General features: G+C 61.8%; 21 protein-coding genes. 12 read left to right on the top strand and 9 right to left on the bottom strand.

Features of this window, described 5'->3' with window-relative positions:
- Positions 1 to 32 precede the first annotated feature (32 nt).
- The 4 genes from HBO12_RS08505 to HBO12_RS08490 all read right to left on the bottom strand — a co-directional run bounded on the left by HBO12_RS08505 (position 33) and on the right by HBO12_RS08490 (position 4,326).
- Entirely contained in the window at positions 33 to 1,292 is a 1,260-nt protein-coding gene (locus tag HBO12_RS08505; RefSeq protein WP_170041917.1) for a D-mannose isomerase, read from the bottom strand.
- Between the two features lie 141 nt (positions 1,293 to 1,433).
- The gene (locus HBO12_RS08500) at positions 1,434 to 2,276 is read right to left on the bottom strand and encodes an ATPase (RefSeq protein WP_170041916.1); all 843 of its coding nucleotides are present in this window, start codon (positions 2,274 to 2,276) and stop codon (positions 1,434 to 1,436) included.
- 105 nt (positions 2,277 to 2,381) lie between these two features.
- Positions 2,382 to 3,380 carry an NAD-dependent epimerase/dehydratase family protein gene (locus HBO12_RS08495; protein WP_169955356.1) on the bottom strand — a complete coding sequence of 333 codons (999 nt, stop codon included), beginning with the start codon at positions 3,378 to 3,380 and terminating at the stop codon, positions 2,382 to 2,384.
- Positions 3,381 to 3,432: 52 nt separating this feature from the next.
- Entirely contained in the window at positions 3,433 to 4,326 is an 894-nt protein-coding gene (locus HBO12_RS08490; RefSeq protein ID WP_170041915.1) for a LysR family transcriptional regulator ArgP, read from the bottom strand.
- Positions 4,327 to 4,428: 102 nt separating this feature from the next.
- Between HBO12_RS08490 and HBO12_RS08485 the strand changes: the two genes are divergently transcribed.
- The 7 genes from HBO12_RS08485 to HBO12_RS08455 all read left to right on the top strand — a co-directional run bounded on the left by HBO12_RS08485 (position 4,429) and on the right by HBO12_RS08455 (position 12,051).
- Positions 4,429 to 4,827: an ACT domain-containing protein gene (locus tag HBO12_RS08485; RefSeq protein ID WP_169955358.1), complete on the top strand. Its 399-nt coding sequence runs from the start codon at positions 4,429 to 4,431 to the stop codon at positions 4,825 to 4,827.
- A 5-nt stretch (positions 4,828 to 4,832) separates the two neighbouring features.
- Positions 4,833 to 5,432 carry a LysE/ArgO family amino acid transporter gene (locus HBO12_RS08480; protein WP_169955359.1) on the top strand — a complete coding sequence of 200 codons (600 nt, stop codon included), beginning with the start codon at positions 4,833 to 4,835 and terminating at the stop codon, positions 5,430 to 5,432.
- Positions 5,433 to 5,610: 178 nt separating this feature from the next.
- On the top strand, positions 5,611 to 6,207 hold the full coding sequence (locus tag HBO12_RS08475) for a superoxide dismutase (RefSeq protein ID WP_170041914.1): 597 nt from the start codon (positions 5,611 to 5,613) through the stop codon (positions 6,205 to 6,207).
- 154 nt (positions 6,208 to 6,361) lie between these two features.
- Positions 6,362 to 6,553: a hypothetical protein gene (locus tag HBO12_RS08470; protein ID WP_169955360.1), complete on the top strand. Its 192-nt coding sequence runs from the start codon at positions 6,362 to 6,364 to the stop codon at positions 6,551 to 6,553.
- A gap of 224 nt (positions 6,554 to 6,777) precedes the next feature.
- Positions 6,778 to 8,829 (top strand): putative bifunctional diguanylate cyclase/phosphodiesterase, encoded by a 2,052-nt coding sequence (locus HBO12_RS08465; RefSeq protein ID WP_169955361.1) that lies wholly within the window; start codon positions 6,778 to 6,780, stop codon positions 8,827 to 8,829.
- Positions 8,830 to 8,990: 161 nt separating this feature from the next.
- Complete coding sequence (locus tag HBO12_RS08460) at positions 8,991 to 10,334, top strand: imelysin family protein (protein ID WP_169955362.1); 1,344 nt, start codon at positions 8,991 to 8,993, stop codon at positions 10,332 to 10,334.
- A gap of 262 nt (positions 10,335 to 10,596) precedes the next feature.
- Entirely contained in the window at positions 10,597 to 12,051 is a 1,455-nt protein-coding gene (locus tag HBO12_RS08455; protein ID WP_169955363.1) for a TrkH family potassium uptake protein, read from the top strand.
- On the opposite strand, the gene HBO12_RS08450 is transcribed toward HBO12_RS08455, so the two are convergent.
- On the bottom strand, positions 12,008 to 13,069 hold the full coding sequence (locus tag HBO12_RS08450) for an AraC family transcriptional regulator (protein ID WP_169955364.1): 1,062 nt from the start codon (positions 13,067 to 13,069) through the stop codon (positions 12,008 to 12,010). The genes HBO12_RS08455 and HBO12_RS08450 overlap by 44 nt on opposite strands.
- 172 nt (positions 13,070 to 13,241) lie before the next feature.
- Here HBO12_RS08450 and HBO12_RS08445 point away from each other — a divergent pair, with 172 nt between their 5' ends.
- From HBO12_RS08445 to HBO12_RS08430, 5 genes are all read left to right on the top strand, one after another.
- A complete protein-coding gene (locus tag HBO12_RS08445) occupies positions 13,242 to 13,553 on the top strand; it encodes an Mpo1-like protein (protein WP_170041913.1) in 312 nt (103 codons plus the stop codon).
- A gap of 27 nt (positions 13,554 to 13,580) precedes the next feature.
- Positions 13,581 to 14,171, top strand: a complete 591-nt coding sequence (locus HBO12_RS08440) for an HD domain-containing protein (RefSeq protein ID WP_170041912.1) — start codon at positions 13,581 to 13,583, stop codon at positions 14,169 to 14,171.
- A 151-nt stretch (positions 14,172 to 14,322) separates the two neighbouring features.
- Positions 14,323 to 14,451, top strand: coding sequence for a hypothetical protein (locus HBO12_RS28335; protein ID WP_262376940.1), 129 nt, complete (start codon positions 14,323 to 14,325; stop codon positions 14,449 to 14,451).
- Positions 14,452 to 14,525: 74 nt separating this feature from the next.
- Complete coding sequence (locus HBO12_RS08435) at positions 14,526 to 14,708, top strand: hypothetical protein (protein WP_169955367.1); 183 nt, start codon at positions 14,526 to 14,528, stop codon at positions 14,706 to 14,708.
- 118 nt (positions 14,709 to 14,826) lie between these two features.
- Positions 14,827 to 16,026 carry an MFS transporter gene (locus tag HBO12_RS08430; protein WP_169955368.1) on the top strand — a complete coding sequence of 400 codons (1,200 nt, stop codon included), beginning with the start codon at positions 14,827 to 14,829 and terminating at the stop codon, positions 16,024 to 16,026.
- Here HBO12_RS08430 and arfB read toward each other — a convergent pair.
- The 4 genes from arfB to HBO12_RS08410 all read right to left on the bottom strand — a co-directional run bounded on the left by arfB (position 16,023) and on the right by HBO12_RS08410 (position 20,434).
- Positions 16,023 to 16,436 (bottom strand): alternative ribosome rescue aminoacyl-tRNA hydrolase ArfB, encoded by a 414-nt coding sequence (gene arfB, locus HBO12_RS08425; protein ID WP_057439984.1) that lies wholly within the window; start codon positions 16,434 to 16,436, stop codon positions 16,023 to 16,025. The two genes, HBO12_RS08430 and arfB, sit on opposite strands and share 4 nt — an antisense overlap.
- A gap of 57 nt (positions 16,437 to 16,493) precedes the next feature.
- Entirely contained in the window at positions 16,494 to 17,915 is a 1,422-nt protein-coding gene (locus HBO12_RS08420; protein WP_170041911.1) for an amino acid permease, read from the bottom strand.
- Between the two features lie 945 nt (positions 17,916 to 18,860).
- On the bottom strand, positions 18,861 to 20,099 hold the full coding sequence (gene rluB / locus HBO12_RS08415) for a 23S rRNA pseudouridine(2605) synthase RluB (RefSeq protein WP_057960500.1): 1,239 nt from the start codon (positions 20,097 to 20,099) through the stop codon (positions 18,861 to 18,863).
- A gap of 143 nt (positions 20,100 to 20,242) precedes the next feature.
- A complete protein-coding gene (locus tag HBO12_RS08410) occupies positions 20,243 to 20,434 on the bottom strand; it encodes a DUF1289 domain-containing protein (RefSeq protein WP_057439987.1) in 192 nt (63 codons plus the stop codon).
- Positions 20,435 to 20,444: the final 10 nt, after the last annotated feature.

Here is a 20,444-nt window from a genome sequence, read left to right as displayed (position 1 = left end):
TGCCAGGCACGTAACAAAGGGACGGGCAAATGTCACCACTTGGTGACATAGCAACCGGCCCCCAGCGCACTGGCCATGCTTGGCGATAACGCCAGGCCCGGCAGCAATACAGCCTGCCAGGCATGGTACAGGTCCGGCTTGCCGCCCCAGATCTTGCTGGCGGGCAGGTTTTGCGGGTCGAGTTCGTGGTGCCAACTGCCCTGGACCCGGTCGATCAGGTGGGTTTCACAGAACTCCCAGAACCGCCGGTACCAGACCTCGTAATGCCACTCGCCGGTGCGCTTGAGCAGGGCCTGGGCCGCCGCGCTGGCTTCGGCGTGGGTCCAATGCAGGCGCTCACGCACCACCGGGCGGTAGTGCCAGTCCAGGGTGTAGACCAGGCCCGGGGCCCCATCTACCGCCCAGCCGTATTCACAGGCGCTGGCGAACAAGCCCCTGGCAGCTTCCAGCAACCACTCGGGCGTGACCAGCCCCGCCTGCTGGCGGGCGGCCTCCAGGTGCAACACCAGGCGCGCCCATTCAAAGCCATGGCCGGGGGTGATGCCGTAGGGGCGAAAGCCATCGGCCGGGTTGTCTTGGTTGTAGCTGTGCAGAGGTTGCCAATGGCGGTCGAAGTGCTCGATCACCATAAACTCATTGGCGCCGGCGTGCTGACGGATCACTCGTTCGACGATGCGCAGCGCCCGCCCCAGCCAGCACGTATCGCCGGTGACATCGGCCAGGGCAAGAAAGGCTTCGGTGGCGTGCATATTACTGTTGGCGCCACGATAGGCTTCTTCGCCGCTCCAGTCCTGGGCGAAGGACTCGAGCATTGCGCCCTCCTCGTCACTCCAGAAATGCTGGTCGATGATCTGGATAGCATCCGTCAGCAAGGCTTGCGCCCCAGGGGCACCCGCGACCACTGCGGAACTGGCGGCCAGGGCGACAAAGGCATGCAGGTAGGCGGCCTTGCCCGTATTGCCGTCACGCGCGCCGGCAACAGCAAACCAGCCGCCATGCTCGGCATCCCGCAACGCGCCGCCGAGACTGGCCACACCGTGCGCCACCAGCTCGGCATAGCCCGGCAGCCCTTGGGCGTGGGCCATGGCGAAGCTGTGGGTCATGCGGGCGGTGTTCATGGTTTCGGCGCAGGCATCGGCGGGCAGGCGACCGTGGTCGTCGAGGTTGCCGAAGCCTTCAGGCAGCCGCGAGGCCTTGGCAAAGCCCAGCAGACGCTGGCCTTCGGCGGCAAGCCAGGTGTGATGGGCAGGTGCGTTCAGCCAACTGCTGGCAGGCAGTGGTTGCATGGTCATGGGTGGCCCTTTTTGTTTTTGTGGGATAACCGCAGTCTAAACAAGGGTCAGGAAGGGGCAGGTAACGAAAGGGCGAGAAAATGTCACCGAATGGTGACATTGGCAGGAGCCGGCAAGCCGGCTCCAACAATAACAATGGTGTCACTGGCCCAGGGGCGTGACCTTGGCCGGCGCGCTCACTTCACGCTGCAGGTTCTGCATCTGGGTCTGCAAGGTCGTGATGTTGCGGGTGGTCTGGATACGGAACACGTCGAACTCTTTGTTCGACGGCCCTTCGGTGGCGGCGCGGTTGTCCAGCTCGCTCTTGATCACCAGCAGGTCCTGCTCCAGGCGCGCAATGGCCGTGGCCGGATTGCCCTGCTTCTTCAAGGCTGCCACCTCCGTGCCCAGTTCCTTGACTTCGGCATTCAACTTGGCGGTTTCGGCCTGGGCGGCCTTGAGGGTGGTCAACTCAGTGATCAGACCCAGGACCTGGGCCTGCAACTGGGTATTGGCGGTGGTCAGTTCGGTGGTGCTGGCACTCATCTGCGCCAGGCGCTTGTCCAGGTCGGTGGCCTGGCCCGCCACGCCCAACTGTTGCTTGCCCTGTTCCAGCAATTGGCTTTCCAACTGCTTGATCTGCAGCTTGAGTGCTTCACTGCCGGTATTGACGTTGGCCTCGCTGGCCACCACCTTGCCGGAAATGTCCTGCAAGCGGCCGGCAGCTTCTTCACTGATGCGCGCGAAGCTTTCCTGGGTCGCTACCAGTTGCTGCCCCATCAGGGAAATCTGCTGGAAACTCCACCAGGCCAGGCCGGCAAAGGCGAACAGCAGCGCGCCGACCAGGGCCCACAACGGCCCGGTGCTGGCGCTCTTGACCTTGACCACCGGCGCCGGGCGCGAGCGGATGGCGGTGGCCGCTGTGGGCACAAAATCATCGTCGTCGCCAACGTCGGCCCGCAGGCTCGGCACGTTGTCAAAGTCGTCTTTAGTATCGTTACGCATGAATCAACCTTGAAATAACTACATAAAAACGGCGGGAGTATAAACCCCAGGCCCATCGCCTTGGTCGAACGGCCAGCGAAAAAACGCTTCGCGGTGTTGCCCAGGCTACTTGGTGCCCGGATCCTGGACCTTCCACCAATGGCAAAACTCATCGAGGGCCGTCCACAGGCTGACCTTGGGCTGATAGTCGAGATAGTGCTGTGCGCGGCTGATATCGAGGGTGAAATCCTTGTTCATCACCTGCATCCCCAGGCGTGACAGCGACGGTTCCGGGCGCCCCGGCCACATCGCGCAGCAGGCTTCATTGAGCGCCGCAATGCTGTAGGACAAACCGTAGGAACGGTAACGTGTGACCTGGGGCATTTCCATCTGGCGCATCACGTAATTGACCACGTCCCACACCGGCACCGGCGTACCATTGCTGATGTTATAGGCCTTGCCCAGCGCCGATCCGGTGGCCAGCAGGCTGCTGAGCAGCGCCTCGTTGAGGTTGTGCACGCTGGTGAAGTCGACCTTGTTCAGGCCGTCGCCGACGATGGCCAGGCGGTTCTTGCGCTGCATTTTCAACAGGCGCGGGAAGATGCTCATATCACCAGCACCGGTCACAAAGCGCGGGCGCAGGGCCAGCACTTCCAGGCCGAACTCCTGGGCGCCGAAGACTTTCTGCTCGGCCAGGTACTTGGTAGCCGCATACGGGTGCTTGAAGCGCTTGGGCACTTGCTCCTCGGTCAGGCCCAGGTGATCGCGGCCATCGAAATAGATCGACGGCGACGACAGGTGCACCAGGCGCCCGACCCGTTGCTTGAGGCAGGCCTCGACCACGTTTTCGGTGACCTGCACATTGCCCTGATGGAAATCCTGGTAACGCCCCCACAACCCCACGGCGCCGGCGCAATGCACCACGGCCTCGACGTCGCGGCACAGGTTGCGTACCAGGTCCGGATCATTCAGATCACCCTGGATAAACTCGGCGCCGCGCCGTACCAGGTGCTCGACACCCTCGGCCCGCCGCCCGTTGACCCGCACGTCCAGGCCCTGCTCCAGGGCAAAACGCGCAAAGCGCCCGCCAATGAAGCCGCTTGCGCCGGTGACCAGAATTTTCATGTGTTACCCCGTGTTCTTTCATTTTTCATCGCAGTTGCGTTGACGCCGACAGTCACTCCAACGGCACCAGCAATTGGCCAGTTGCCCGTGCCAGATGCTCGGTCAACAAGCCGAGCAATTGCCCACCACTGCGCCAATGATGCCAGTACAACGGCACATCGATGGGTTTATCTGGCAATAACTCCACCAGTACGCCCCTTTGCAATTGCTCGCGTACCTGCAATTCCGGCACCAGCCCCCAGCCCAGGCCGGCTTCGGTCAGGCGGATAAAACCTTCGGACGACGGGCATAAATGGTGTTCGAAACCTCCATCCACACCTAGGGATGCGAGGTAGCGATGTTGTAGGAAATCATCTGGGCCAAACACCAGCGCCGGCGTACGCGCCAACTGATCGGCGCGCACGCCGCCTGGAAAGTGCCGGGAGATAAACGCCGGACTGGCCAACGCCCGATAGCGCATGGCCCCCAGCAACAGGCTGCGGGCCCCGGCCACCGGACGCTCGCTGGCGCAGACGCAGGCCGCCACTTCGCCGGCGCGCATGCGCTTGAGGCCGACGGTCTGGTCTTCAACCACCAGGTCCAGCAACAAATGTTGCTCGGCGCAAAAGTCGCCCACCGCCTGCGCCCACCACGTCGCCAGGCTGTCGGCGTTGATGGCAATCCGCAGGCGTTCAGGCATGCCCTCTTCATCCAGGGCTGGCACCTGGCTTTGCAGGTCGCGCTCCAGCAGGCGCACCTGCTGCACATGGTTGAGCAGGCGCCGGCCGATTTCCGTGGGGGTTGGCGGCGTCGCGCGCACCAGTACCGGCTGGCCGATGCGCGCTTCGAGCAATTTGATGCGCTGGGAGATGGCCGATTGCGACACCCCGAGTACCTGGGCACCGCGCTCGAAACCGGCCTGTTCCACCACGGCCGCGAGGGCCGACAGCAATTTGTAGTCGAACATCAGTTTTCCTAATGAGCGATGAGCAATATTTGTTTTTCTTATACAGCGCCACACCGGAGAATGACCAGCATCGCGTGTTTACTTTCTTTCAAGGATCTCCCAATGGCTGGCGAAACCGCCCTGGCAACCCTGCTGCGCAGCATGAGCCCACAGCTCAATGCCGGCGACTACGTGTTCTGCACCCTGGCCGATAACCGCCTGCCCGCCTGCGAAGTGATCGGCAGCTTTCGCGAACAGGAAGGCTTGACGGTGATTGTCGAGCGCCAACAGGCCGAACAGGCCGGCCTGGCCTTTGAGTATGTGGCGGCGTGGATCACCTTGAACGTGCATTCGGCCCTGGAAGCCGTGGGCCTGACCGCCGCCTTCGCCAGCGCCCTGGGACGTGCCGGGATCAGTTGCAATGTGGTCGCCGGCTATTACCACGATCACCTGTTTGTCGGGCGCAGCGATGCGCAGCAGGCAATGGATGTGTTGCAACAACTGGCGGCGGGCGCGGAGTAAATCCTATGTGGCAGAGTTATGTTAACGGCCTGCTGGTAGCCCTCGGGCTGATCATGGCGATCGGTACGCAAAACGCATTTGTGCTGGCCCAGAGCCTGCGTCGCGAACACCACCTGCCGGTTGCGGCCTTGTGCGTGGTGTGTGATGCGCTGCTGGTGGCCGCCGGGGTATTTGGCCTGGCGACGGTGCTGGCACATAACCCTGTGCTGCTGGCGATTGCCCGTTGGGGCGGCGCGGCGTTCCTGCTGTGGTACGGCGCCCTGGCCTTGCGCCGCGCCTGTTCGCGGCAGAGCCTGGGCCAAGGCGAAGGGCAGAAGGTGCGCTCATTGCGCGCGGTGATGCTCAGCGCCCTGGCCGTGACCCTGCTCAACCCCCATGTGTACCTGGACACCGTCTTGCTGATCGGCTCCCTCGGCGCCCAGCAAACCGAGCCGGGCGCTTATGTCGCAGGCGCCGCCAGCGCTTCGTTGCTGTGGTTTTCCGCCCTGGCCCTCGGCGCCGCATGGCTGGCCCCGTGGCTGGCGCGCCCGGCGACCTGGCGCCTGCTGGATCTGTTGGTAGCGGTGATGATGTTCAGCGTGGCCTATCAATTGATCAGTGCCTGAGGAATATTCCAAAACGCTCTGGAACCTCTATTCCACACAGTTGTTGCGTGGTTTTGCCGCACCCCCGGTGCTATGATCCAGACCCTGCGCCGCAAAGAGTACAAACTCCCCGGCGCTTGTTTGGCCGCCCGTGATCGGCCTTGCGCTCACCGCAACTGACCTGATTAGGAGAATTATCATGGCTTTCGAATTGCCGCCGCTGCCGTACGCACACGATGCCCTGCAGCCGCACATCTCCAAGGAAACCCTGGAGTTTCACCACGACAAGCACCACAACACCTATGTCGTGAACCTGAACAACCTGGTGCCTGGCACCGAGTTCGAAGGCAAGACCCTGGAAGAGATCGTCAAGTCCTCTTCGGGTGGCATCTTCAACAACGCAGCCCAAGTCTGGAACCACACCTTCTACTGGAACTGCCTGGCGCCAAACGCCGGCGGTCAACCGACTGGCGCATTGGCTGAAGCGATCAACGCCGCTTTCGGTTCGTTCGACAAGTTCAAGGAAGAGTTCACCAAGACTTCCGTCGGCACCTTCGGTTCCGGTTGGGGCTGGCTGGTGAAAAAGGCTGATTGTTCCCTGGCCCTGGCCAGCACCATCGGCGCCGGCAACCCGCTGACCAGCGGCGACACCCCGCTGCTGACCTGCGACGTCTGGGAACACGCCTACTACATCGACTACCGCAACGTGCGTCCAAAGTATGTGGAAGCGTTCTGGAACCTGGTCAACTGGAAGTTCGTGGCTGAGCAGTTCGAAGGCAAGACCTTCACTGCCTAAGCAATCCTTGCAGTAAAAAAGAGCCCGGCGATTGCCGGGCTTTTTTGTGCCCGGTTGAAAATCATGGCACTCCAGCAGCGGAACCCAACGACAGGAATCGACCACAGAGCCCGTGGGAGAAATAACTTCCTCATCTATCTAAGGAGTGTCAGCTATGGGTGGATTAATAAGCGGGATGATGGGCGCAGCCTCGGCAGCCTTGCCGGGGATTGGGCAACTCGTGGGAGCGATGGCGGAAACAGCGGCGAAAATGTTGAAGGGCGGATCAGGTGAAAACGAGGAGAAGGATTCCGGAAAAGTCGCCGAAGATGTCCATGTAAAAACCAATGTGAGCATTACTTACTAAACGGTAAAGCTACCGAGCAGCTCTCGGTGCAGGTAAAAAAGCACACGCCTGCGCTCCCACCAGCAGTGCAAAAGGGCGGCGGACAAGATCCGCCCGCCGCCTTCCTGCCCTTCATCGACTAGGCTCCAGACGCTACCCAGCGCATTGTCCCTTTGACTGCCATCTCGGGATTGCCAATACTCATGGCATATTGAGGCTACCCGCATGGAACAAGGAATGACCCTTTGAAGCTGGAACTCAAAAACAGCTTGTCGGTGAAGTTGCTCCGGGTGGTGCTCTTGTCGGCACTGATTGTGGGCGTAGCACTGAGCGTGGCGCAGATCGTCTTTGATGCCTACAAGACGCGCCAGGCCGTGGCCGGCGATGCCCAGCGCATCCTCGACATGTTTCGCGACCCCTCGACCCAGGCCGTCTACAGCCTAGATCGTGAGATGGGCATGCAGGTCATCGAAGGCCTGTTTCAGGATGATGCAGTGCGCATGGCCTCCATTGGCCATCCCAACGAGCCCATGCTCGCCGAAAAGAGCCGGGATTTGCAGCACTCCCCCAGCCGCTGGCTGACGGATGTGATTCTTGGCCAGGAGCGCACCTTCACCACCCCATTGGTGGGGCGCGGGCCCTATAGCGAATATTACGGCGACCTGAGCATCACCCTCGACACGGCCACCTATGGCCAGGGCTTCATCGTCAATTCGGTGATCATTTTTATCTCCGGGGTGCTGCGCGCCCTGGCCATGGGCCTGGTGTTGTATCTGGTCTATCACTGGCTGCTGACCAAGCCCCTGTCGCGGATCATCAGCCACCTCAGTTCGATCAACCCCGACCGCCCCAGCGAGCACAAGATCCCCCAGCTCAAGGGCCACGAAAAAAACGAACTGGGGCTGTGGATCAATACCGCCAACCAGTTGCTGGCGTCCATCGAACGCAACACCCACCTGCGCCACGAAGCAGAAAACAGCCTGCTGCGCATGGCCCAGTACGACTTCCTCACGGGCTTGCCCAACCGCCAGAAGCTGCAGGAGCAACTGGACAAGATCCTGATCGACGCCGGACGCCGGCAACGCCGGGTCGCGGTATTGTGCGTGGGGCTGGATGACTTCAAAAGTGTCAATGAGCAGTACACCTACCAGGCCGGCGACCAATTGCTGCTGGCCCTGGCCGACCGCCTGCGCGCCCACAGTGGTCGCCTCGGCGCCCTCGCCCGCCTGGGTGGCGACCAGTTCGCCCTGGTCCAGGCCGATATCGAGCAACCCTACGAAGCCGCCGAGCTGGCACAAAGCATTCTCGATGACCTGGAAGCCGAGTTCGCCCTCGACCACGAACAGATCCGCCTGCGCGCCACCATCGGTATCACCTTGTTTCCCGAAGACGGCGACAGCACCGAGAAGCTGCTGCAAAAAGCCGAGCAGACCATGACCCTGGCCAAGAGCCGCTCGCGCAACCGCTACCAGTTCTATATCGCCAGTGTCGACAGCGAGATGCGCCGCCGCCGCGAACTGGAAAAAGACCTGCGTGAAGCCCTGGGCCGCGACCAGTTTCACCTGGTGTACCAACCGCAGATCAGCTATGTCGACCATCGTGTGGTCGGGGTCGAGGCGCTGATTCGTTGGCAACACCCGGAACACGGGCTGGTGCCACCGGACCTGTTTATCCCGCTGGCGGAACAGAACGGCACCATCATCCCCATTGGCGAATGGGTGCTGGACCAGGCCTGCCGGCAATTGCGCGAGTGGCATGACCTGGGCTTCAGCGAGCTGCGCATGGCGGTCAACCTGTCCACGGTGCAACTGCACCACGCCGAACTGCCACGGGTGGTCAACAACCTGTTGCAGATCTACCGCCTGCCGCCGCGCAGCCTGGAGCTGGAAGTGACCGAGACCGGCCTGATGGAAGACATCAGCACCGCCGCCCAGCACTTGCTGAGCCTGCGCCGCTCCGGCGCGCTGATTGCCATCGACGACTTCGGCACCGGCTACTCGTCACTGAGCTACCTGAAAAGCCTGCCGCTGGACAAAATCAAAATCGACAAGAGCTTTGTCCAGGACCTGCTGGATGACGACGACGATGCCACCATCGTGCGGGCAATCATCCAACTGGGCAAAAGCCTGGGCATGCAAGTCATCGCCGAAGGCGTGGAGACGCCCGAGCAGGAAGCCTACATCATCAGCGAAGGCTGCCACGAAGGTCAGGGCTATCACTACAGCAAGCCCCTGCCCGCCCGTGAGTTGGCGGCCTATCTCAAACAGGCCGAGCGCAATAACGCTGCCATCCTGTAAAGCCATGATGGCCACCCAAGGCACGGCCTTGGGCGGCTGGCGCTGGAATGTTAAATTTTTACTGCGTTAACTCTTTACAGAAAATGCAAATCTTTCGCATTATGTCGCAGTTTTGCGCGCCGCACTGCGCCCCGATCAACTACCGAAGCAGGATGTTCGCCATGATTCGTATGCCCCTGGCCACCGCCAGTCTGCTGGCCATCGCCATTTCTCTCGCCGGCTGCGGCGAGGGTAAAGACAAGGCCGCCGCTCCCCAGGCGCCAACGCCAGCTGCCAGCACTCCCGCTCCAACGGCTGCCGCTACCGCCGGCCAGGTTGACGAGGCTGCCGCCAAGGCGGTCGTCGCGCACTACGCAGACATCGTATTCGCGGTATACAGCGACTCCGAGTCCACTGCTAAAACCCTGCAGACCGCCATCGACACCTTCCTTGCCAACCCCAACGACGAAACCCTGAAGGCCGCCCGTACCGCCTGGATCGCCGCGCGCGTACCGTACCTGCAGAGCGAAGTGTTCCGCTTCGGCAACACCATCATTGACGATTGGGAAGGCCAGGTGAACGCCTGGCCGCTGGACGAAGGCCTGATCGACTATGTCGACAAATCCTACGAACACGCTCTCGGCAACCCAGGCGCCACCGCCAACATCATCGCCAACACCGAGATCCAGGTCGGCGAAGACAAGATCGACGTCAAGGAAATCACTGCGGAGAAACTTGCCAGCCTCAATGAGCTGGGCGGTTCCGAAGCCAACGTCGCCACTGGCTACCACGCCATCGAATTCCTGCTCTGGGGCCAGGACCTGAACGGCACCGGCCCTGGCGCCGGCAACCGTCCAGCGTCGGACTACCTGCAAGGCGACGGCGCCACCGGTGGGCATAACGAGCGTCGCCGCACTTACCTGCGCGCCGTGACTCAACTGCTGGTCAGCGACCTTGAAGAAATGGTCGGCAACTGGAAACCCAACGTCGAAGACAACTACCGCGCCACCCTGGAAGCAGAGCCTGGCACCGACGGCCTGCGCAAGATGCTGTTCGGCATGGGCAGCCTGTCCCTGGGTGAACTGGCGGGCGAGCGCATGAAAGTGTCCCTGGAAGCCAACTCGCCGGAAGACGAGCACGACTGCTTCAGCGACAACACGCACTACTCGCACTTCTACGACGCCAAGGGCATCCGCAACGTCTACCTGGGCGAGTACACCCGCACCGACGGCACCAAGCTGACCGGCGCCAGCCTGTCGTCCCTGGTGGCCAAGGTCGACCCGGCTGCCGATGAAGCCCTCAAGGCTGACCTGGCGGCTACCGAAGCGAAGATCCAGGTCATTGTCGACCACGCCAACAAGGGTGAGCACTACGACCAGTTGATCGCCGCCGGCAACACCGCGGGCAACCAGATCGTGCGCGACGCCATCGCGGCCCTGGTCAAGCAGACCGGCTCTATCGAGCAAGCTGCTGGCAAACTGGGCATCGGCGACCTGAACCCGGACAACGCTGATCACGAGTTCTGATCCGCGCGGTTTGAATGAGGCGGCCTTCGGGTCGCCTTTTTTGTATTCATCGTTTGCAGTCGCCCTCTCCCCTGTAGGAGCTGGCTTGCCTGCGATGGCGGTGGCTGACCCACCGCTATCGCAGGCAAGCCAGCTCCCACACAAGCCAGCGCCCCTGTTAAGCCAAGTCCTACATCAGATCCGCCGCCCTTTGCAGCCCCCGGTTTACAAGCCCTGCACCGCAGGTAGAATGGCGCCTCCAACCGTCACCCGAGCGCAATTCATGGCAATGCCGACCCTGCGGATCATTGGTTTCATCATCGGCATCTTCCTGATTACCCTCGCGGTCGCCATGGTCGTGCCCATGGCGACCCTGGTGTTTTTCGACCGCACCAGCGACCTGCCGTCCTTTCTCTGGGCAAGCATGATCACCTTTATCGCCGGCCTGGCGCTGGTGATCCCCGGGCGCCCGGAACAGGTGCAACTGCGCCCCCGGGACATGTACCTGCTGACCGTCAGCAGTTGGGTGGTGGTGTGTATCTTTGCCGCACTGCCGTTTTTACTGACCCAGCACATCAGCTACACCGACTCGTTCTTTGAAAGCATGTCCGGCATCACCGCCACTGGCGCCACCGTACTCAGTGGCCTGGACACCATGTCGCCGGGCATTCTGATGTGGCGCTCGATGCTGCACTGGCTTGGCGGCATCGGCTTTATCGGCATGGCGGTGGCGATCCTGCCGCTGCTGCGCATCGGTGGCATGCGCCTGTTCCAGACTGAATCCTCGGACCGCTCCGAGAAGGTCATGCCGCGCTCGCATATGGTGGCGCGGCTGATCGTGGCGGCCTATGTCGGTATCACCATCCTCGGCAGCCTGGGCTTCTGGTGGGCCGGCATGGGCCTGTTCGACGCGATCAACCATGCGATGTCAGCCATTTCCACGGGCGGTTTCTCGACGTCCGACGAGTCGTTGGCGCACTGGAAACAACCTGCCGTGCATTGGGTGGCGGTCGTCGTGATGATCATGGGCAGCCTGCCGTTTGCCTTGTATGTCGCCACCTTGCGCGGCAACCGCAAGGCGCTGATCAAGGACCAGCAGGTACAGGGCCTGCTCGGGATGCTGCTGGTGACCTGGGTCGTGCTCGGCACCTGGTACTGGTGGACCACCGACCTACACTGGCTGGATGCGCTGCGCCATGTGGCGCTGAACGTCACGTCCGTGGTGACCACCACCGGCTTTGCCCTCGGCGACTACAGCCTGTGGGGCAATTTCTCACTGATGCTGTTCTTCTATCTGGGCTTTGTCGGCGGTTGCTCGGGCTCCACCGCCGGCGGGATCAAGATTTTCCGCTTCCAGGTCGCCTATATCCTGCTCAAGGCCAACTTGAACCAACTGATTCACCCAAGGGCGGTGATCAAGCAGAAATACAACGGCCACCGCCTGGACGAAGAAATCGTGCGGTCGATCCTGACCTTCTCGTTCTTCTTTGCCATCACCATCTGCATGATCGCCCTGGCCCTGTCGCTGCTGGGCGTGGACTGGATGACTGCCTTGACCGGCGCCGCCAGTACCGTCTCCGGCGTGGGCCCGGGGCTGGGCGAGACCATCGGCCCGGCCGGCAACTTCGCGACCCTGCCGGACGCCGCCAAGTGGATCCTGTCCCTGGGCATGCTGCTCGGCCGGCTGGAAATCATTACGGTGTTTGTGCTGTGTATGCCAGCGTTCTGGCGGCACTGACATTCGCTGAAGTTTCCAGTAGCCGCGCCCGGTATTCGCCGGGCGTGGCATCGAACCAGCGGCGAAACGCGCGGAAGAAGTTACTCGGGTCGGCAAACCCCAGCAGGTAAGCGATTTCCAGCAGGGTCATGCTCGGCTGCGCCAGGTACTGCTCGGCCAACTCGCGGCGGGTGTCGTCGAGCAGGGTCTGGAAGCTGGTGCCCTCCTCCTGCAAACGCCGCTGCAAAGTGCGCTGGGACAGGTGCAAGGTCTGCGCCACCACCTCACGCTTGGGTTCGCCCTGGGGCAGCAGCCGGCATAGCACCTGGCGGGCCTTGTGGGTCACGCGGCTCTCGGAAAACCTGGCCAGGTATTCCCCGGCAAACCGATCGTGCAACAGCGCCATCGCTTCATTGGCAGTGGGCAGCGGCGCTTCCATGTCCGCCCGCTCGAAGATCAGCGCGTCATACGGTGCGTTGAACACCAGCGGTGCATGAAAGGCCTGTCTATAGGGTTCCAGGTCGGCAGGCTGAGCGCCTTGCACCAGCACTTTGCGCGGCTGCAACGTGCGCCCGGTCAGCCAGCCACATAACGCCAGCGCGCAGGCCAGCGAGGCCTCGGCGCTTTGCCGGGTGGGCGGCAGGTGGTCGCCGTGCACCGTGAGGATCAAGGCATAGCCTTCGGGCAACAGACGGAAACTCAGGTCGGCGCTTTCGGCAATGATCCGCTGGTAGCGCACCAGCCGGGTAAAGCCTTCAGCCAGGGTGCTGCTGGACATCAAGGCGTAACCGGCCACATGGAACGACGCCGGGCGCACCACCTTGCCCATGTTCAGGCCGATGGCCGGATTGCCCGACACCTCCACCGCCCGCTGCCAGAGCCGGGTCATGGAGTCCTGGGGGAACCGCGCGTCGGGGTCGTCCAGGGCGCGGTAATCCAGGCCCAGCTGTTTGAACAGGGCGCGGCAATCCAGGCCCTCGAGCTCCAGCGCCTTGACAATCCCCATCGCCCAACTTGCAGAAGTCGTTCGTTCGTTCATGGCGTTTTCTTGCGCGCTTTCTATGAAGGGACGGCTGAAACCGCAGCCAGGAACCCAAGGATACTAAAGTGGCGTCTATTGTCACTGGCCCTTGCCTGTGATGACTCTAGACTCAAATAAACTCCCCGCCGAACATCCGTCGGGCACAACAAAAACCAGAGGGCCGGCCAACGTGGAAAATGTCAGACAATTCAATAGCTTCGCCGAGTTCTATCCGTATTACCTGAGCGAACACGGCAACAGCACCTGCCGGCGCCTGCATTTTATCGGTACCAGCCTGGTGATTTTTATTCTCGCGCTCGCCATCGGCAAAGGCGCCTGGTGGCTGCTGTGGGTACTGCCGGTGGCCGGCTACAGCTTTGCCTGGGTCGGGCACTTCTTCTTTGAAAAGAACCGCCCGGCCACTTTCCAGCATCCGTTCTACAGCCTGCTGGGAGATTTCGTGATGTATCGCGACATGATCCTGGGCAAGGTGCCGTTCTAACCTACCCAAACAATAAGAGACCCGCCGATGAGCCAGCAGGCCCGCTTTACCCATATGCAGGACGGCACCCAGGAAGACTGGGCGATCATCGCCGCCGACTTCAGTGCCTACGCCCGCCAATTGCCGGGGCGCATCCTCGCGCACCTGCGGCTGCTGGAAGGTGACTTCGGTGGCTTCCCGGTGGACCGCCTGACCCATTCCCTGCAAACCGCCAGCCGCGCCTGGGTCGATGGCCGCGACGAAGAATATGTGGTCTGCGCGCTGCTCCACGACATCGGCGATACCCTGGGCTCCTACAATCACCCGGACATTGCCGCCGCTATCCTCAAACCGTTCGTCAGCCCACAGAACCTGTGGATGGTGGAAAAGCACGGGATTTTCCAGGGCTACTACTTTTTTCATCACCTGGGCATGGATCGCCACCTGCGCGAGCAATTTGGCGAACACCCGCAGTACGAGCAAACCATTGAGTTCTGTGCCCGCTATGACGCGGCCGCGTTCGACCCGGCCTATGCCACCCTGCCCCTGAGCTTTTTCGAACCAATGCTGGCGCGGGTCTTCGCCCAGCCCAAGACTTCGATCTACAAGGCCGCCATGGAGCGCCAGGCCAGCGTGTGACCTCTTGTCACTTGCGTGTTGGCGCAAATGGTTCGTGGATTTGCCGAGATAAAAGTCTTTTTGTCATTTGCAGTGCTGTATCCTGCCCAGGCTTTGTGAAAAGCGCGGCACATCTGCAATTCCACAACAGACCTTGCGAGGAGCGACGACGATGCACGAGATTCCCAATCTCCCCTTCCCAAGCCTGCACGAGACCGAGCAGCCAACCCCGCAACAGGCCGGCAGCGACAAGCCAGTACCGGCACAGGCAACACCGGTCGACAGCGATAGCGACGACTGACCGCAGTACCCAGACCGTGTGGAAAGCGTGACACTGCGCGCTTTCCACACCGCCTGAATCAAGAGACACGCCACATGCCCGACACTCCCAAGCATTCCCCCGATGAAGCGATACTCGGCGCCGCCCTGCAAATGGTCGATGTGTGGAGCCGCCTCAGCCCGGAAAAACAGGCGCTGCTGCTCAAGCGCTTCGGCACCCAGGAAAACGCCCTGGCCGCGCTGGTCACCACGCGCATGCTCAACCCCGCCCCCCTGTAGGAGCCGCTTGCCGGCGATCGCAGTCATGCAGCCGCCGAAGGTTTTATGCCCTGTGCAGCGCAAAGCATCGGTATCATAAGCAGCCTATCTTTTCCTGCCGCGACAGTGGACCCTTCCCATGCCAGATACCCAGCGCCCCATGGCGGTCACGCTGCAAGTCGTTTCCATCGTGCTGTTCACCTTTATCGGCTACCTGAACATCGGCATTCCCCTGGCCGTATTACCGGGCTATGTCCATAGCGACCTGGGCTTTGGTGCCGTGATCGCGGGCCTGGTGATCAGCGTGCAGTACCTGGCCACCCTGCTGAGCCGGCCCTACGCCGGGCGTATCATCGACAATCGCGGCAGCAAGCGCGCGGTGATGTACGGCCTGGCCGGCTGCGGCTTGAGTGGGGTGTTCATGCTGGCATCCGCCGCCCTGACCCATCTGCCGGCCCTGAGCCTGGCCAGCCTGCTGATTGGCCGGCTGGTGCTGGGCAGTGCCGAAAGCCTGGTGGGATCGGGCTCCATTGGCTGGGGCATCGGCCGGGTTGGCGCGACGAATACCGCCAAGGTCATCTCCTGGAACGGTATCGCCAGCTACGGCGCCCTGGCGATTGGCGCACCTTTGGGGGTGCTGCTGGTCCGCCAGTTCGGGCTGTGGAGCATGGGCGCAAGCATCATTGCCCTGGCAGTACTGGGCCTGTTGCTGGCCTGGCCCAAAGTCGCGGCGCCCATCGTGGTGGGCGAACGCCTGCCGTTCATGCATGTGCTCGGCCGCGTGCTGCCCCACGGCTGCGGGCTGGCCCTGGGCTCCATCGGCTTTGGCACCATCGCCACGTTTATCACCCTGTATTACGCGACCCAGAACTGGGATAACGCGGTGCTGTGCCTGAGCCTGTTCGGCGCCAGTTTTATCGGCGCGCGCTTGCTGTTCGGTAACTTGATCAACCGGATCGGCGGGTTTCGCGTGGCGATTGCCTGCCTGTCGGTGGAAACCCTTGGCCTGTTGCTGTTGTGGCTGGCGCCGAATGCCGAACTGGCCCTGGCGGGCGCGGCCTTGAGCGGCTTCGGGTTTTCCCTGGTGTTTCCGGCGCTGGGAGTTGAAGCAGTCAACCTGGTGCCCGCTTCCAGCCGTGGCGCGGCGGTGGGTGCCTATTCGTTGTTTATCGATTTGTCACTGGGGATCACCGGGCCGCTGGCCGGGGCAATTGCGGCGGGTTTCGGCTTTGCCTCGATCTTCTTGTTTGCCGCGCTGGCGGCCTGCGCCGGGCTGCTGCTGAGCCTGTACCTGTATCGCCAGGCCCCCAAATACCGCGACGAACGTAACGCCGGCTAGAAATCTACCTTGCCGCGCCCGGCCTTGATGCTGCCGCGCTTGGTCTTGGATTCCAGGCGCCGTTTTTTCGAGCCCAGGGTGGGCTTGGTCGGGCGGCGTTTTTTTTCGACCTTGGTCGCGCTGAGGATCAACTCCACCAGGCGTTCCAGGGCGTCGGCGCGGTTCTGTTCCTGGGTCCGGTACTGCTGGGCCTTGAGGATCAGCACGCCGTCGCTGGTAATCCGACTGTCACGCAGTGCCAGCAAGCGTTCCTTGTAGAACGGCGGCAACGACGACGCGCCGATATCAAAACGCAAGTGCACGGCGCTGGAGACCTTATTGACGTTCTGCCCGCCTGCGCCCTGGGCGCGGATGGCCGTCAACTCGATTTCGGCATCGGGCAGGTGCACGTTACTGGAGATCACCAACATGGAAAGCGGGTCCGTTGACACCTGTAGGAGCCGGCTTGCCGGCTCCTACAGGGTGGGCTAGTTGTTCAGCGAGGATACAGCACTCAAGTCGGCCAGCGCCTTGCGCTTGTTCTTGAGCACGTAGCACACCCACATAAAGGCCACCCAGACCGGAATCGCGTACACCGAGACCTGGATCCCCGGAATCAGCAGCATGACTCCCAGGATAAACACCACGAACGCCAGGCACACATAGTTACCGTAGGGGTACCACAGCGCCTTGAACAAAGGCACCTGAGCGGTGCGGTCCATGTGCTGGCGGAACTTGAAGTGCGAGAAGCTGATCATCGCCCAGTTGATCACCAACGTGGCCACCACCAGGGACATCAGCAGTTCCAGGGCGTGCTGCGGGATCCAGTAGTTCATCAACACCGCCACCAGGGTGACAGCCGCCGAGGCCAGGATCGAACGCACCGGCACGCCGCGCTTGTCGATCTTCGCCAGCGCCGCCGGGGCGTCGCCCTGCTCGGCCATGCCCAGCAGCATGCGGCTGTTGCAGTAAGTGCCGCTGTTGTACACCGACAGCGCCGCCGTCAGTACCACAAAGTTGAGGATATGCGCGGCAGTATTGCTGCCCAGCATCGAGAACACCTGCACGAACGGGCTGCCGCTGTAGGCATCGCCGGAAGCGTTCAAGGTCACCAGCAGGCTGTCCCACGGCGTCAGCGACAACAGCACCACCAGGGCGCCGATGTAGAAGATCAGGATGCGGTAGATCACCTGATTGATCGCCTTGGGGATCACGGTGCGTGGCTGGTCCGCTTCCGCGGCGGTAAAGCCGAGCATCTCCAGGCCGCCAAACGAGAACATGATGATCGCCATGGCCATCACCAGGCCGCCAACGCCATGGGGGAAGAATCCGCCGTGCTCCCACAGGTTGCTCACCGACGCCTGGGGCCCGCCGGTACCGCTGACCAGCAGGTAGCTGCCCAGGGCGATCATGCCGACAATCGCCACTACCTTGATAATCGCAAACCAGAACTCGGCCTCGCCAAACACCTTGACGTTGGCCAGGTTGATCACATTGATCAGCACGAAAAACGCCGCCGCCGAGACCCAGGTCGGAATCTCCGGCCACCAGTAGTGCACGTACTTGCCGACGGCGGTCAACTCGGACATGCCCACCAGAATGTAGAGGATCCAGCAGTTCCAGCCCGACAGAAAGCCTGCGAAACCGCCCCAATACTTGTGGGCAAAATGGCTGAAGGAGCCGGCCACTGGCTCTTCGACGATCATTTCGCCCAGCTGGCGCATGATCATAAAGGCAATGAAACCGCAGATGGCATAACCAAGGATCATCGACGGACCGGCTGACTTCAGCACCCCCGCCGAGCCCAGGAACAGGCCGGTACCGATCGCGCCACCGAGGGCGATCAATTGAATATGACGATTTTTCAGGCCGCGCTTCAGTTCGCCTGAATGCGAGTTGGGTCCACTCATGAAAAGGGTCTCACGCAAGGTTTGATGATGTTCAATACACGATGCTGCTTTGAAACCGACTCAAGCAGCGCCGATCAAACCCCAGCGCAGGCACCAGGAGTTCAGCGTCTTTCTAACGGTCATGCGTCACCTGTTTGTTTTTATCTGTGACGAAATCGAACCCGTCCGGCTTATGGCCAGGCGGAGTTAACAAGGCAGCTAGCCTTGAAGGCCTTTTGCGTGGATACGCAAGGGGGGTCACAGTAAAACGCGGCGCATTGTACACCGCTCGATCCGTTAGGGAGGGTTGTGGGGGAGATTGTTGGCCAGCCGTAAGATTTTCTTTACAGAAAAAGCCCATCGAGGGCACGCCCCGCCTAGGCCCATCCATCCCGTAAAACAATCGTTACATACCGGAAGCTATTTCTGACGCTCCACCGATTCCCCCGTGGCGAGCGGGCTTGTCGGATCGCCGCATCGCCGCGAAGACATCGGCCCAGCAAACATTGATGTTGACTGACCCACTGCTTTCGCGAGCAAGCCCGCTCCCACAGGGGATCTCACTGGGGCAGAGAATGTTGGCACCACCACAGATCACGTGTGGGAGCGGGCTTGTCGGATCGCCGCATCGCCGCGAAGACGTCGGCCCAGCAAACACTGATGTTGACTGACCCACTGCTTTCGCGGGCAAGCCCGCTCCCACAGGGGATCTCACTGGGGCAGAGAATGTTGGCACCACCACAGATCACGTGTGGGAGCGGGCTTGCTCGCGAAGACGTCGGCCCAGCAAACAATGATGTTGACTGACCCATTGCTTTCGCGGGCAAGCCCGCTCCTACAGGGGGGCTGCGCTTAACTGACTGGCATTAGGGCAAGCCCGCTCGCCACACCGCGTGCAAAAAAAAACGCCAACCCGCAGGTTGGCGCTTTTTCTTACAGCTTAAAGCTTAAAACTTGCTGCTGCTCTTAGGGCTTCTTACGCCCAAAACCCGGGCGCTGGCCGGAGCCTGCCGGCGCACCGCGGCGCTTGCCCGACGGCTCATCAGCTACCAGTTTGAGCCCTGGGCGCTTTTTCGGCGCGGGCTTGGCTGGGCGCTTGGCACCTTCGGCTGGACGATCGGTCTGCGGAGCACCACGGCCGGTATCGCCACGGTTGCTGCGACCGCCCGTTGGCGCCTCGCCACGACCGGCCGGACGCGGAGTACGCGGTGCACGCTCGCCATCCTGACGGGCCGGAGCCGACGGACGACGATCGCCCTCGATCTGCGGCTGACGGGAAATACGACCGCCAGTGGCCGGTGCATCCAGCGCCGGGCGCAAAGTACGGGCAACGCGCTCGGTACGTGCCACAGGGCGCGACGATTTACGCTGCATGCGCTCCAGCTTGTCTTTGCTCTTGGCGTTCATCTGCGGCATGGCCACAGGGGTCAGGCCGACTTCAGCACTGAGGATGTCGACTTCGTACTGGCTCATTTCGCGCCAGCGCCCCATCGGCAGGTCCGAATTGAGGAACACCGGGCCGAAACGCACGCGCTTCAGGCGGCTGACCACCAGGCCCTGGGATTCCCACAGGCGTCGTACTTCACGGTTACGCCCTTCCATCACCACGCAGTGGTACCAGTGGTTGAAACCTTCGCCACCTGGCGCCTGCTTGATGTCGGTGAACTTGGCCGGGCCGTCTTCCAGCACCACGCCAGCCTTGAGGCGTTCGATCATCTCGTCATCGACTTCACCCCGTACACGCACCGCGTATTCGCGGTCCATCTCGTAGGACGGGTGCATCAGGCGGTTGGCCAACTCACCGTCGGTGGTGAACATCAGCAGGCCAGTGGTGTTGATGTCCAGGCGACCGATGTTGATCCAACGGCCTTCTTTGGGCTTGGGCATCTTGTCGAACACGGTTGGACGGCCTTCCGGGTCGTCACGGGTGCAGATCTCGCCGTCGGGCTTGTTGTACATGATCACGCGGCGCACCGATTCGGCGGCCTCTTCACGCTTGATGACCTTGCCATCAATGGTGATTGCGTCATGCAGGTCGACACGCTGGCCCAGGGTGGCTTCAACGCCATTGACCTTGATGCGCTTCTGGGTGATCCAGGCTTCTACGTCGCGGCGCGAGCCAACGCCGATACGGGCGAGGACTTTTTGCAGTTTCTCGCCGGCTGGGCCGATTTCCTGGCTGTCGTTCTGGTCTTGGTCTTTCATCTTAAGCACCTCCCGGTGTGTCGATTCAGGCGTGGCCTGAAGGTATTGAAACTGGGGTCTTGGGCGAACGCATCGCCAAAGGGTCGCGAATCATACGCTCATGGCGCGCATTGCGCATCAGAGACTAGTCGATATGGGCCGGCTCATTTGCTTTTCCGCCGACCGGTGGCGCCCAGGGCGATCAGCCGTAGCTCGGCTTCGGCCAGCACCGCGCGCTTGTCGACCTTGTCGAGCTTCTTCCAGGCCCGGATCTCACGCTTGCTGCGCCCGCAGCCGACGCAGATGTCGTCGCTGAATTTGCAGAGGCTGATACAGGGGTCTTTGGTGGAGCTCATCACTACCTCA

Origin of the sequence: Pseudomonas sp. WS 5059 (genome assembly GCF_012985525.1) — a bacterium.
Classification (GTDB): Bacteria; Pseudomonadota; Gammaproteobacteria; order Pseudomonadales; family Pseudomonadaceae; genus Aquipseudomonas.
The sequence above is the reverse complement of the archived record's forward strand: the minus strand, read 5'-3'. Positions and strand labels throughout refer to the sequence as shown.

What these genes read in the sequence shown, in the direction of transcription:
- HBO12_RS08410 (WP_057439987.1), bottom strand. Translation starts at nt 20,434, where the DNA reads ATGAGCTCCACCAAAGACCCCTGTATCAGCCTCTGCAAATTCAGCGAC.
- HBO12_RS08455 (WP_169955363.1), top strand. Translation starts at nt 10,597, where the DNA reads ATGGCAATGCCGACCCTGCGGATCATTGGTTTCATCATCGGCATCTTC.
- HBO12_RS08435 (WP_169955367.1), top strand. Translation starts at nt 14,526, where the DNA reads ATGCCCGACACTCCCAAGCATTCCCCCGATGAAGCGATACTCGGCGCC.
- HBO12_RS08420 (WP_170041911.1), bottom strand. Translation starts at nt 17,915, where the DNA reads ATGAGTGGACCCAACTCGCATTCAGGCGAACTGAAGCGCGGCCTGAAA.
- HBO12_RS08505 (WP_170041917.1), bottom strand. Translation starts at nt 1,292, where the DNA reads ATGACCATGCAACCACTGCCTGCCAGCAGTTGGCTGAACGCACCTGCC.
- HBO12_RS08495 (WP_169955356.1), bottom strand. Translation starts at nt 3,380, where the DNA reads ATGAAAATTCTGGTCACCGGCGCAAGCGGCTTCATTGGCGGGCGCTTT.
- HBO12_RS08500 (WP_170041916.1), bottom strand. Translation starts at nt 2,276, where the DNA reads ATGCGTAACGATACTAAAGACGACTTTGACAACGTGCCGAGCCTGCGG.
- rluB (WP_057960500.1), bottom strand. Translation starts at nt 20,099, where the DNA reads ATGAAAGACCAAGACCAGAACGACAGCCAGGAAATCGGCCCAGCCGGC.
- HBO12_RS08450 (WP_169955364.1), bottom strand. Translation starts at nt 13,069, where the DNA reads ATGAACGAACGAACGACTTCTGCAAGTTGGGCGATGGGGATTGTCAAG.
- HBO12_RS08490 (WP_170041915.1), bottom strand. Translation starts at nt 4,326, where the DNA reads ATGTTCGACTACAAATTGCTGTCGGCCCTCGCGGCCGTGGTGGAACAG.
- HBO12_RS08475 (WP_170041914.1), top strand. Translation starts at nt 5,611, where the DNA reads ATGGCTTTCGAATTGCCGCCGCTGCCGTACGCACACGATGCCCTGCAG.
- HBO12_RS08480 (WP_169955359.1), top strand. Translation starts at nt 4,833, where the DNA reads ATGTGGCAGAGTTATGTTAACGGCCTGCTGGTAGCCCTCGGGCTGATC.
- HBO12_RS08470 (WP_169955360.1), top strand. Translation starts at nt 6,362, where the DNA reads ATGGGTGGATTAATAAGCGGGATGATGGGCGCAGCCTCGGCAGCCTTG.
- HBO12_RS08440 (WP_170041912.1), top strand. Translation starts at nt 13,581, where the DNA reads ATGAGCCAGCAGGCCCGCTTTACCCATATGCAGGACGGCACCCAGGAA.
- HBO12_RS28335 (WP_262376940.1), top strand. Translation starts at nt 14,323, where the DNA reads ATGCACGAGATTCCCAATCTCCCCTTCCCAAGCCTGCACGAGACCGAG.
- arfB (WP_057439984.1), bottom strand. Translation starts at nt 16,436, where the DNA reads ATGTTGGTGATCTCCAGTAACGTGCACCTGCCCGATGCCGAAATCGAG.
- HBO12_RS08460 (WP_169955362.1), top strand. Translation starts at nt 8,991, where the DNA reads ATGATTCGTATGCCCCTGGCCACCGCCAGTCTGCTGGCCATCGCCATT.
- HBO12_RS08485 (WP_169955358.1), top strand. Translation starts at nt 4,429, where the DNA reads ATGGCTGGCGAAACCGCCCTGGCAACCCTGCTGCGCAGCATGAGCCCA.
- HBO12_RS08430 (WP_169955368.1), top strand. Translation starts at nt 14,827, where the DNA reads ATGCCAGATACCCAGCGCCCCATGGCGGTCACGCTGCAAGTCGTTTCC.